Source organism: Prevotella sp. S7-1-8, assembly GCF_000758925.1.
In the GTDB taxonomy this organism is placed as follows: Bacteria; Bacteroidota; Bacteroidia; order Bacteroidales; family Bacteroidaceae; genus Prevotella.
The window spans coordinates 33533-45710 of sequence record NZ_JRNC01000014.1 but is presented as its reverse complement, the minus strand read 5'-3'; the positions used below and the strand labels follow the sequence as shown (position 1 = coordinate 45710).

Below are 12178 nucleotides of genomic sequence, written 5' to 3'. Positions count from 1 at the left end.
TGGTGTCATGGTTTTATTTCCTTTCCAATTTGAGAGTTGTCTGTCTCCCAGGTGAAGTCATAAGAGTCAGATGTGTGTTCGTTGTCAAACTCGTGTTTCTTACTTAGTTCTCCGCCATATTCAAATCCTTTCGCTCCGGCAGAGATGTCCATCAAATGGCATGTCCTCATTTGGTACGTCTCGCATGTGGGGGCGATGTATTTTCTTTTGTTTGTTTGTTTATGATGTCGCATGTTTTAAAAATACTTTATGTTTTGTGAATGTTGTTTTTTGTGAATAAGCGATTATATCGTTGAAACGCAAGTGTCGTCATCGCCACGGCCCAATGATGTTTGGTTGGCTTGACTTTCGGCGCATGGGGGGCATTGGCGCCAGTACGCGTAACGTCGTAACCCTCGGCTCGGATTGCCATGGATATGCCGGGCGCGTCCTTGTTGGCCACCCCCGTTGTCAACCCCTCTTTACCTTGTGAAAGGTGGTTGACTTTTTTGACACGCGTGGCGCGCTCGGACAGCCAACAAGTCCCCGGACAGCCTTGTAAAAAGGCCGTCAAGAGGTTTCTGATAAAAAACGATGTTGTAAAAAGTGTTAAATAATCGGGGGGGGGCAATAACAAACGTTAACGGTTTGGATAAGCGCACGCCTTTCCCCTCCATCGCGAGGATGATGGATTTGGCCTTGTGTTGTCGGTCGAGGTCATGTGTCGCGTATTTGTGCATAAACCTTTGTTGTGTTTTGTTATCCATGCCTTGTCGTTTCTTGTTGTTTCCGATAGAGGGAGACGACTTGGCCGTTGAATTTTGAATGTGACGCGCAAATTTAAGAATTATTTTAGAAACACCAAAATTTACAATAATAAAAATTTATCACGTGTCACAAAAATTGTTTTGTCTCTATTAGACAGTTGGTCGGCGCGAGCTGTCGCGATTCCGGCGATTGGTCGTCAGTCGCGATTGAAAAGAGCGAAACGTCAGTGGGACGACTGTCTTTTTTCGCGAGGTTCGCTGTTGGCAAATCTTGTTTTATTTTTTTTAGCGAATGGATATTCGGCTATGTTTCAGGACAAAACCAATCTCAAATTCGCCGCGCGTTTGCCAATGTCACCTTTGGTTTGCGTGAGAAAGATGGCGTCAAGCGTCCTACTTAGGTGATGGGTAGCAGTATTTGTAGCGGTCGGGATATACCGTCCGAGTGTTGGGATACCAGTTTTTCTCCACCGAAACCTCTATGGAGAGCGTGGGGTTTGGAGTCCATCTCACTGTCGCGCCCAATTTGTCGCTCAACCCATCGCGCATTGATGGCAGCATGCCGTATAGTCCACGCCCCCAATAATGACCGCAGCCCGCAAGACCATCGTTCACGATAGATTTTTGGCCATAGATGTATCCAGCCCAATGTTCGTCAAACTGATAGCCCAATTGGCCATACAGTCCGCCAGTGGTGTAGCTGTTTCCATTCCAGTTGACATGGTCGAGATAGCCGCCCGCGGCCATCCACGCCCGTTTGCCCAAAGGCTGTAGCCAAGTGGCATTGATGTTTTGCGCGAGGCCGGCGCCGCTTGGCGCGCGCTTGCCGAACATGGCAAAAGCGCTCAAGTTCAGGCTCACGTTGAGTCCTTGGTGCATGCCACCATAAATATAATGGCAGGGCCATGATATGGGATAGGCGCGTGGGGCGCGAGAAAGGCTTGGGCAAGGCTCGCGCTTGCGATGGAGAGAGTCTGCCGCGGTGGTCCCGGCCATGCCGGGCCTCATGGCGTTGAGGGCAGAAAGCTTGTCTTGCTGGGCATGCCCCAATGTGACCGCGATGAGGCACCACGCCATGACAAAATATCTTTTGAGGTTCATGTCCTTAATTTTTGATAGCGGCTCGCGAGAGCGATATGTTGTCGCAAATATACGTAAAGTTGTTGATAGCGATGTGTCGGTTTAGCTTTTTTATTATACTTTTGTATAAAAATCGCTAAAACGATACCGCGGCTCGCGTCACATTGGTTAACTTTGTAACGGTTCTAAAAACATATACGTGTATGAAAAGACAATTAACGGTGTTGTTGTTGGCACTCATTCTCGCCATTCCTGCCAACGCCCAAGTGTACAAGGACATTAAGCAGACGCCCAAGGAGCGTTTGAACACGCTGTTTAGAGACATAAAGCGTGGCATACGAAAAACCGGAGACAGCCTCAATGAGTTGTTGGGCGGCGACAGCGATAGCGACAAAACGCTGGTGGAGGTGGATGGCGTGTCGTACATGCCGGTGTACACCACCAACCGTTTCACGGCAGACTCCACGGGAATGTATGTGGCGTGCCGGGCCGATTTCGCGCGTCGATACAGCCATGCGACCGTCATCTCGACCGTCATTCCACAGGAGACATGGGACGAGACGGTCATGAAGGACAACAAAAAGGTTGTGATGTACAGGCGCCGCGCGTGGTGCTATGTGTTGGCCAAGGATGGCGAGGATGGCTACATAAACGCCCGGTACGCGTTCGTGCAACTGCGGAAGCCCGGACAGAAATGGCTCGCCCCCGAGGGCTATTGGCCTAAGTTTGAGCGCGCGGACGCCATTCCTAACGCTCATTACAAAAAATTGAAAAAACAATAAAAACTCATGAGCTTCTTGAGAAAACTTTTTGGCAACGACAACATGACTGCCGAGGAGGCTGAGCGAGAACGCCAAGCCAAAGAATTTGACGCGCTGAAATATGATGGCGTGGCCGCGTTGCGCCAAAACGCGCTGCCTTATGCCGTCAAGTGTCTCACCCACGCGCTCGAAATAAAAGATGACGCTGAGACGCGCGACTATCTTGCGCAAGCGTTGATTAGATGCGACAATATGGAGGCCGCGTATGAGCAGCTAAGCCGTTTGGCCTCTCTTGAGCCTGACAATGTGCGTATCTGGCTGCGCATGGCAGACGTGGCTTACATGATGGAAAACTATGATGCCATGACAGACGCATGCGAGAAAGCTATCGGGATAGATAGCGAAAACGCCATGGCCAACTATTCTTTCGCGCGCGCGTATATAGGAAAGGACAGGAGCGCCGATGCCATCGGCTATCTCACCAAGGCTATCAGCGTGTCTGAGGACAACCCCTTTTGGGAGGCTTGCCTGCTTCGGGGGCAAACCTATCTGAAGATGGGTAATATCGAGCAAGCCTCTAAAGACGCCGACAACATGCTCCGGCAGCTTGGTGACAACGAGGACGCGCTGCTGCTCAAGGCGCGTTGCGTGACCGCGGAGGATGACAAGACGGCGGCTATGAGCTATTATGGCAGAGTTATAGATGCGAACCCATTTTGCGCCGAGGCTTACGAGAAGAGAGCTATCCTAAGAGAAATGACGGGTGATGACACTGGGGCGCAAGCTGACAGGGCCGCCTTGGCGGAGCTGGCCGCCCATGACAGGCCGGACGAAAACAAGCAGGGATGATGGCATGAGGGCCAATTTGCGCGACGTGACGATTTTGCGCGACGTTTCAGGCCGTTCGATCTTCGACTGCCTGCCTTAAAATAAATATGGAATATGGAATTAACATCTTTGAATTTGCCCTGTGACAGGGTGCGTCCCTTTGTTTTGGCGGGGCCGTGCAGCGCCGAGACGGAGGAGCGGGTGATGGCCACGGCCAAGCAATTGAGAGACAAAGGTTGCCACATGTTTCGCGCGGGCGTGTGGAAACCACGTACCAAGCCCGGAGGTTTTGAGGGCAATGGCGAGCTGGCTTTGCCTTGGCTCAAGCGCGTGAAAGAGGAGACTGGCATGCTTGTGGCTACCGAGGTGGCCAAACCGGAGCATGTGGAGCTTTGCCTGAAATATGGCATTGACATTCTTTGGATAGGCGCTCGCACGGCCGCCAATCCTTTTGGCATGCAAGATGTGGCCGACAGCCTGCGAGGGGTAGACGTGCCGGTGTTGGTGAAAAACCCAGTCAACCCTGACTTGGAGTTGTGGATTGGGGCTTTGGAACGTCTCTATCAGGTAGGAGTGAAGCGCATGGCGGCCATACATCGGGGATTTTCCTGTTACGAAAAGAAAATTTATCGCAACCTGCCCATGTGGCAAATACCAATGGAATTGCATCGCCGCATACCCAACTTGCCACTTATCTGCGACCCCAGCCATATCGGGGGGCGGCGCGAGCTGATAGCGCCGCTGTGCCAACAAGCCATGGACATGGGCTTTGATGGGCTTATCATAGAGAGCCATTACAACCCGGATGAGGCATGGACCGACGCGGGCCAGCAAGTGACGCCTGATGTGCTCAGTTGCATCTTGGACCTTCTCGTGGTGCGCGGAGAGACTGACGGCTCTGAGGACATCAAGCTGCTTAGGCGCCAAATAGATGAGTGTGACAACCGGATTTTGGAGCTGTTGGCCGAGCGGATGCGTGTATGCAGAGAGATAGGAAAATATAAGAAAGAACAAAACATGACGGTCTTCCAACCCCATCGCTATGGCGAGATATTGGAAAAGCGAGGCGCGTGGGCCATGTCGAGTGGGCTTGACGCTGAAAACGTGGCCAAAATTTTTGAAATTATCCATCAAGAAAGCGTAAGGCAACAATTGGATATAATAAACCAATAAGACGCTTGACGTGGACGCGCGCCAGGCTCGCTGTCTTTGCCATAGCGTTCGCGCGGCATTTTTAGTATCCATTCGCATTGCGTTTAGGCCTCAAACGTGGCGTGTTTCGATACTAATCGCATGGCCATTGGGCACTAATCGCCGCGCGAATAATATCCAATGGCCACGCGCTCAAAATAACATTTCGGCAAGACATCCCGTTTGTCTTGTTTTTTCAACATAATTGTGATAGTGTTTTTCGTTTGTGCGGATGCCGCGCTTGGTGGGAGTGGTCAATATAAAAATATTTGATTTTTTTTGTCGAAACATTTGCGTGGTTGCTATATTTTTGGTAATTTTGCGCGCTGAATCAGGACGTTATGCGTCTGGTCATAAATATGTTAAGCTTTTAAAATAGTTGAATGAAGAAAGGCAATATTAAGAATCAGTATCGCGTGAATGGACAGATACGTGTCCGCGAGGTTCGCGTGGTCAGTGACAATGGCGCGGAAGTGATGCCAACTCGCCAAGCGTTGGACTTGGCTCGGCAGCAAGGCGTGGACCTTGTGGAGATTTCTCCTAACGCCCAGCCGCCTGTTTGCAGGATCATCGACTATAGCAAATTCCTTTATCAGCAGAAAAAGCGACAAAAGGAAATGAAGCAAAAACAGACCAAGGTTGAGGTCAAGGAGATTAGGTTCGGGCCCCAGACCGACGACCATGATTACAATTTCAAGTTGAAGCACGCCAAAGGGTTCTTGGAAGAGGGCAACAAAGTGCGAGCCTATGTTTTTTTTAGAGGCCGTTCCATCTTGTTCAAAGAACAGGGAGAGGTGCTGTTGCTGCGTTTCGCCAACGACTTGGAGGAGTATGCCAAAGTGGAGCAGTTGCCCAAACTCGAGGGCAAGAAGATGTTCCTCTACCTCGCGCCGAAAAAGGTTAGCGTCGTGAAGCAGAGCCAACAAAAAAGAGACAGGTTGGCCGCTGAGCAGGCCGCCAAGGAAAAAATGAAGGCAGAGGTTGCCGAGAGCGCCTCGGCAAACGGCTTGTTAGACAATGCCAAGGGGGGCGAGAGCTTGAAAAATCTCATAAACAAGGGTCAAAACTCCGATAGCGAGGAGTGACAATGAAGCAAAAACTGAGTGGAAGCGCCAGGTATATGCGTAGCCACCTTTTATTGATAACAATTTAAATTAACAAAAAATGCCAAAGGTAAAGACTAATTCCGGTTCAAAGAAGAGATTTCGTTTCACCGGTACGGGTAAGATTAAACGCAAGCACGCTTACCACAGTCACATTCTGACTAAGAAGACTAAGAAACAAAAAAGGAACCTTGTGAAATCAACATTGGTTGACAGCACAAACTTGAAGCAGGTGCGCGACTTGCTCTGTCTCCGTTAATTATTAACTTTTTAGTCGAACGTTTAAAGAAGGAAAATTATGCCAAGATCAGTTAATCATGTTGCTTCAAGAGCAAAAAGAAAAAGAATTCTGAAGCTCACTAAAGGTTATTACGGAGCTCGCAAGAATGTCTGGACGGTAGCCAAGAACACCTGGGAGAAGGGTTTGACCTATGCTTACCGCGACCGTAAGAATAAGAAACGCAATTTCCGCGCGCTTTGGATACAACGTATCAATGCCGCCGCGCGCATTCATGACATGAGCTACAGCCAGTTGATGGGTGCCCTGCACAAGGCGGGAATTGAAATTAACCGTAAGGTTCTCGCCGACCTCGCCATGAACAATCCCGAGGCTTTCAAGGCAATCGTGGACAAGGTGAAATAGTCTGCCACGCAAAAAAATAATAAAGCGAGCGCCGCGAACGGCACTCGCTTTTTTTGTGGCGTTTCGTTTCGCCATCGCCATCGTCAGGGGCGAGCCGACTTGTCTTGGATGGTGGCGAGCGGAAAAAAGAATATCCGCCAGTCGTGTCGCGCTCAACGCGAAGACGCTGACGGATAGTTGATATTATCAGGAAACCCTTATTTAAATGTTAATTCGCTTTTGCCGGGAGCTTTGCCAATGGAAATGGTGTGGCCCGGTTTAATATCTCCCGAGAGTATACGCTCGCAAAGGCCGTCCTCTATATACGTTTGAATGGCTCTCTTGAGCGGACGGGCGCCAAATTGAATATCATATCCCTTGGTGGCCACAAAATCTTTGGCTTTCTCCGATATCTGAACGTTATAGCCTAAATCGTTGATACGCTTGATGAGGCCGCGCAGCTCGATGTTGATAATCTGCTTGATGGCGCCCAAATCAAGTTGGTCGAACGTGATAATTTCATCCAGCCGGTTGAGGAACTCGGGCGAGAACTGCTTGTTCAAACTTTTTTGAATGACCGAGCGTGCGTATTCTTTATTGGCCTCGCTCATGTCCGTGGCATTGTCTATACCGCCTGCGTTAAACCCAACGCCACGGCCGAACTCTTTCAGCTGGCGAGTGCCAGCGTTGGAGGTCATGATGATGACAGTGTTGCGAAAGTCCACGGTGCGTCCGTTTCCGTCTGTCAGCCTTCCCTCGTCCAGCGCTTGCAGCAACAAGTTGAAGACATTGCCGTGCGCTTTTTCTATCTCATCGAGCAGCACGATGGAGTAGGGGCGCCGACGCACTTGCTCCGTGAGCTGTCCGCCTTCTTCGTACCCCACGTAGCCGGGAGGCGCTCCTACCAGCCTCGACACGTTGAAACTCTCTGTGTACTCGCTCATGTCAATGCGAATAAGCGCGTCTTCAGAGCCAAACATGTTTTCTGCCAATTTCTTTGCTAAATATGTCTTGCCAACTCCTGTCGGGCCAAGAAACATGAACGCGCCGATGGGATGGTTGGGCGAGCGAAGCCCGACACGGTTGCGCTGAATGGCTTTTACCATTTTTTCGATGGCTCTGTCCTGCCCTATGACATCTTTCTTGAGGGTGTCACCCATTTTCACCAAGCGTTCGCTCTCGGTTTGCGCCATGCGCTGAAGGGGTACGCCTGTCATCATTGAAACCACGTCTGCCACCTCCTTGTCTGTCACCACCTGTCGTGTGTCAGCGTCGTCTTGTCTCCATTGCTGTTGCATGTCTTGCAACTTCTGTTCCATTTGAGTCTGCTTGTCACGAAAACTGGCGGCCAACTCAAAATTCTGACTGTTTACCGCTTGGTGCTTCTTGGCTTTGACACTCTCTATCTCTTTTTCAATTTCGATAATCTCCTTTGGCACCTCTGCGTGCTGCAAATGCACTCTCGCCCCCACCTCGTCCATCGCGTCGATGGCCTTGTCCGGGAAAAATCTGTCGGTGACGTAGCGTTCCGTGAGCTTGACGCATGCGTTGATGGCATCCTCTGTATAGGTGACATGGTGGTGTTCCTCGTACCTGCTTTTGACGTTCGTGAGGATTTGGAGAGTCTCTTCTTTTGTGGTGGGCTCCACAAGCACTTTTTGGAAACGTCGCTCCAACGCGCCATCTTTCTCAATGGAGTTTCTAAACTCGTCGAGCGTGGTGGCTCCTATGCATTGAATGGCGCCGCGCGCCAACGCTGGTTTCATAATGTTGGCGGCATCCATGCTCCCCGGGGTGGACCCGGCGCCGACAAGTGTGTGTATCTCATCGATGAAGACTATGACATCCTTGTTCTGCTCCAATTCTTTCAGGAGAGCGCGAATTCGCTCTTCAAACTGCCCCCTGTACTTGGTTCCGGCCACTATCGCGGTCATGTCAAGGCTCACGACACGGCGGTTAAACAGCATCGGGGAAGTGCGGCGCTTGGATATCAGTTGGGCCAACCCCTCTACGATAGCGCTTTTTCCTACGCCGGGCTCACCTATTAATATTGGGTTGTTCTTCTTGCGGCGACACAAAATCTCTATCACTCGCTGTATCTCCTTTTCGCGTCCGACCACGGGGTCGAGCTTGCCTTGGGTAGCGGCGAGCGTCAAGTCGGTGGAAAAATTATCCAAAACAGGTGTGCTGCTCTTGCCTTGGGACTGAGCGGTGGCGGTAGCGTGCCGTTTGTATCCACTTTGTTGGCTCTCCATGTTGGAGTCTTCGAAATCTTCCTCTTCCTCGTCAGGCAGGTCCAATCCGTCTGTCATGGGTTTCTTTTGTAACAATTGGAACATCTTCTCGTAAGTCAAGTTGTTTTCCTCCAGCACCTCTTTGGCTCCATTATCCAAGTTGTCGTGCAATATGGCAAGTAGCAAATGCTGAACGTCTACCGTTTGGGTATGCAAGATTCTCGCTTCGATCACGGCTAATTTCAATATGTTGCTGGCGTGGTCGTTTAGCAAAATGTCTCTTGTTTGAACGGTCATGGGTCGCTGGCTGTCGCGTAGGCGTTCTTCCAATTGGTATTTGATGTTGGGAACGCTGATAGCCAACCTTTCGAAAAGATCAGTCACTGGGCCTTCCTTTTCTCTGAGCATACCCAGCAAAAGGTGTTCCGGCCCAACAAAACCGCTGGTCAGGCGCGCTGCCTCTTCTCTGCTAAAAGCAAGTATCTCTGATATTTTGGGCGAAAATTGACTGGTCATATTTGGTTTGTCCTTTCTCTAATTCTTACTTAATGAGTACTGTTTTTCCTATGAACGTGCAAGTACCGTGCCAAAAATATATTTTTCTTCCCACTCGTATATATGTTATGATGTTGTGATTTAGGTTCGTTGGCATTTACAGTCCACATATATCCCGGTATGGGCAGCAGGCGCATCGATTGCCGTCCTCGGTCGGGGTGAACGGAATATCCGTGTTAAAAATCTCTCCAAGGAGCAATTTCAGCCTCTCCATGAACTCTTCGTATTTGGCGTCAATGTCGTCTATCACTTCGTATTTTTTGTTTCCGACGTTGAATTTCAGGGTTGGGTCGTAGTTGCTTGAGCTTGCCTGTCGTATGAAGAAGAGCGCTGGCGCCACCGGATGTCGTCCCTTGTTGATAATCTTTTGACTTTCATTGCCATGGCGCGCGACGCACGCGTACAAGAAGGCTTGCAGATAGTAGGCCGTGTGCTTAGAGTCTACGTATGCCGGGTTGAAGATGTCTTCCACGCATGATGGCAACGCTCCCAGCGGCGTTCCTGTTTTGTAATCCACCACGCGAATGACGGCTTGGCCGTTTTTTTCTAACTGATCTATGCGGTCAATTCTGCCGCCAAGTCTTATGCACCTGTCCGATCCTTGCGCGCGAAATGTCATTTTGTCATAGAAATCGCCCTCCAATGACAGTATGTTAAATGGCGATAGCTCCTTGTCAAGCGTTAAAAGTCGCTCTATGTAAAAGCTCACAACCTTTTTGTTTATGCGTTGCAGCCCATTGTATTCAGGATCGAAACTTGGCTTGTCCACCTTGAAGAGCTCGTCCCTGAACGCTTGGTTCAAGTGTCGTTCCATGCGTGGTTTGTTTGCCAATAGGCTTGAAATGCCATCCTTGGTCAAGGTTTTTTTGCCGTTGTCAGACAAGTCTTTGTAAATCAATTCGGCTGTCCTGTGGAAAAGGTTGCCAAACATCACGTTGTCGATTTGGTCCGCGTTATCCTCTCTCTCTTCCCTTAGCTGGCATATATTGTAGTAGAAAAATTGCAGTTGGCATCTCAAATACCGGTTGAGGTCTGATGGGGAGAGGCGCTCCATGGCATCGAGGATGGCACCGGTCGCGCCGTCTTTGTCTATGGCCTTGCGCTGAACGAGTGTCGCGCTTTGGCCAGATTTCAGAGTCTTGCGGTGAATGTCGTGGCGCCCTTTGTCCTCCACCATGAGCTGGAGCATGAACCTGCTCATCTCACTTTGGCGCCCGTCTTCCGTGGAGTTGTTGTAAGTGAAGGTCACGTCGCGCGCTCTTTGCAGCAGCGAGTAGAAGTAGTAGGCGTAGATAGCCACCTTGTTTTCCACGGTCGTGAGCTCGTAGCCCGCCCGGATGGAGTGTGGGATGAAAGACGTGTCGTTCACGTTTTTGGGTAAGTTGCCCTCGTTGCACGACAGCAGCAGCACATGGTCAAAGTCCAAGTTGCGTGTCTCGAGCACGCCCATCACCTGTATTCCAAGTAGCGGCTCGCCGTGAAATGGTATCGTGGCGCTTTGTATCACCTGCGTGATGAGCCGTTGGAGTATGAGCGTGGAAACTATTTGCTTGCCGCTTTTTTCGTCTATGTTCCCACAGGTCATGCCCATTTCCGGGGTGCAAGGCACCATGATCTCGTTCAGCCGATTGACAATCGTGTACATTCTGAAAACCGATTCCTGCGTCAAGGGGTCGGCTTCGTCTTTGGCCCCCATGCCCACGCGCTTGAGAATGTTGGCAATCCATGGCAGCAATGGCAGCCTGCCATCGTCTGGCTTCATCTCCGCGAACAGTTCCGCCATTGCCTCGTCATAGCCATTTGTCAATTCTTTCCTGCTCGGGTAGTAGGTATGCGCGCTTGCCAATTTGGTGGCAAGAATGGGGCAGTCGGCGGATATGTATTTGGCATAGGGGTGTCTCAGCGTTTTGACGACATGTCTCAACAGGTATTTGTCCGTGTTTTTGACGGTCCCTTTCAGCTGTAGGTTTATCAGCGTCTGCACCAACGTGCTCACCGGCGAGACCGACAGTGGGTAGCCGGTAGTGATGTTTACGTTCTCCACCTCGTCTGGCAGGCAGTGTATGACGGTTTTCAACAAGCGCTCGTCTCCCAGCACTATTGCCGTGCGTGCGCCGTCCTTGACGCGGTCGCCCTGCCTCAGCCATTCGGCCACATAGCGCGCTTGGATATTCTCTGTGGGCGCCGAGATATATGATATGTCTTTCGGGGCGTCCATGTTGTGGTATATATCCTCGTGGACCAGCCCGCGAGAAATGCGCTGTCGCGACAGCTCGTTGGGGAATTTCTCCATGTATTGGGTCACGAATTTTCCTGCCTCGTTGTTTTTTTCCGCGTAGTAGCTGTCGTAATCCCAATAAAACTCCGCTCGCCCCTCGTCCCTTAACCGGCTGAAGAGACGTTGCTCCACCTTTTGAAGCAAGTTGAACCCCACGAAAATATAATGCTTGTGCTGAAAATCAATGGTCTCTTTCTCCACGACTTGCCTGTATAGCATGCCTTCGTACGCGTAGCCCTCCTCCATCAATTTTTCTCGATAGGCGCGGTAAATGTCGGCCAAATGTCGCCAAATATCATTAAAACGACGTTGCATTTCCGTTTCGTCGAGCACCTTGCCAAAGAATTTTTCCAAGCTCTCCCGCTGTTTCTCGCTCAAGAACGAGAAGTCTTTCAATTCTTGCCACGCCTCAAGATTGATAAACATTTTCTCGGCGTCAGCCATGTTTTTGTCCACGTCGTCAAAATCAGACAGCAGCAATTGCCCCCACGAGTAGAAATGGTCCAATGGCTCGTCGGACCCCATCACCTCGCAAAATGTGTTGTACAATTTGAAAACCAACGATATTTGGTCGGGCACCTGCCATTCAGAGTGACGACGAAAAAGGTCGCTTATGGTGATGTAAGCGGGGCTCCAAAGAGGTTTTCCCAGCTCATCGTATAACGCTTGGTTCATGAACAGCGAGGCCCGCTTGTTGGGAAACACGATCGCTATGTCGCTCAGTCCCTCCGGGTGCTTGGCCAGTATGTCCTTGGCCACGTATTGTAAAAAAGATTTCAT

Annotated in this window: 10 protein-coding genes; 6 read left to right on the top strand and 4 right to left on the bottom strand. The window is 50.4% G+C overall.

Features of this window, described 5'->3' with window-relative positions; genetic code table 11:
* Positions 1-5 precede the first annotated feature (5 nt).
* Together HMPREF1640_RS02675 and HMPREF1640_RS02660 are read right to left on the bottom strand one after the other, a co-directional pair.
* Positions 6-233, bottom strand: a complete 228-nt coding sequence (locus HMPREF1640_RS02675) for a hypothetical protein (RefSeq protein ID WP_036892136.1) — start codon at positions 231-233, stop codon at positions 6-8.
* 906 nt (positions 234-1139) lie between these two features.
* Positions 1140-1847 carry a hypothetical protein gene (locus HMPREF1640_RS02660; protein WP_156098689.1) on the bottom strand — a complete coding sequence of 236 codons (708 nt, stop codon included), beginning with the start codon at positions 1845-1847 and terminating at the stop codon, positions 1140-1142.
* A gap of 182 nt (positions 1848-2029) precedes the next feature.
* On the opposite strand from HMPREF1640_RS02660, the gene HMPREF1640_RS02655 reads away from it, so the two are divergent.
* The 6 genes from HMPREF1640_RS02655 to rplT all read left to right on the top strand — a co-directional run bounded on the left by HMPREF1640_RS02655 (position 2030) and on the right by rplT (position 6352).
* Complete coding sequence (locus HMPREF1640_RS02655) at positions 2030-2608, top strand: hypothetical protein (RefSeq protein WP_036892133.1); 579 nt, start codon at positions 2030-2032, stop codon at positions 2606-2608.
* A 6-nt stretch (positions 2609-2614) separates the two neighbouring features.
* Positions 2615-3436 carry a lipopolysaccharide assembly protein LapB gene (locus HMPREF1640_RS02650; protein WP_036892131.1) on the top strand — a complete coding sequence of 274 codons (822 nt, stop codon included), beginning with the start codon at positions 2615-2617 and terminating at the stop codon, positions 3434-3436.
* 93 nt (positions 3437-3529) lie between these two features.
* Positions 3530-4588, top strand: coding sequence for a bifunctional 3-deoxy-7-phosphoheptulonate synthase/chorismate mutase type II (locus HMPREF1640_RS02645; RefSeq protein ID WP_036892130.1), 1059 nt, complete (start codon positions 3530-3532; stop codon positions 4586-4588).
* 401 nt (positions 4589-4989) lie between these two features.
* Positions 4990-5691, top strand: coding sequence for a translation initiation factor IF-3 (gene infC / locus HMPREF1640_RS02640; protein WP_036892128.1), 702 nt, complete (start codon positions 4990-4992; stop codon positions 5689-5691).
* Between the two features lie 79 nt (positions 5692-5770).
* On the top strand, positions 5771-5968 hold the full coding sequence (gene rpmI / locus HMPREF1640_RS02635; protein WP_036892126.1) for a 50S ribosomal protein L35: 198 nt from the start codon (positions 5771-5773) through the stop codon (positions 5966-5968).
* Positions 5969-6007: 39 nt separating this feature from the next.
* Positions 6008-6352 carry a 50S ribosomal protein L20 gene (gene rplT / locus HMPREF1640_RS02630; RefSeq protein ID WP_036892124.1) on the top strand — a complete coding sequence of 115 codons (345 nt, stop codon included), beginning with the start codon at positions 6008-6010 and terminating at the stop codon, positions 6350-6352.
* Between the two features lie 197 nt (positions 6353-6549).
* On the opposite strand, the gene HMPREF1640_RS02625 is transcribed toward rplT, so the two are convergent.
* Complete coding sequence (locus HMPREF1640_RS02625) at positions 6550-9081, bottom strand: ATP-dependent Clp protease ATP-binding subunit (RefSeq protein WP_036892122.1); 2532 nt, start codon at positions 9079-9081, stop codon at positions 6550-6552.
* 136 nt (positions 9082-9217) lie between these two features.
* Positions 9218-12178 (bottom strand): PD-(D/E)XK nuclease family protein, encoded by a 2961-nt coding sequence (locus HMPREF1640_RS02620; protein WP_036892202.1) that lies wholly within the window; start codon positions 12176-12178, stop codon positions 9218-9220.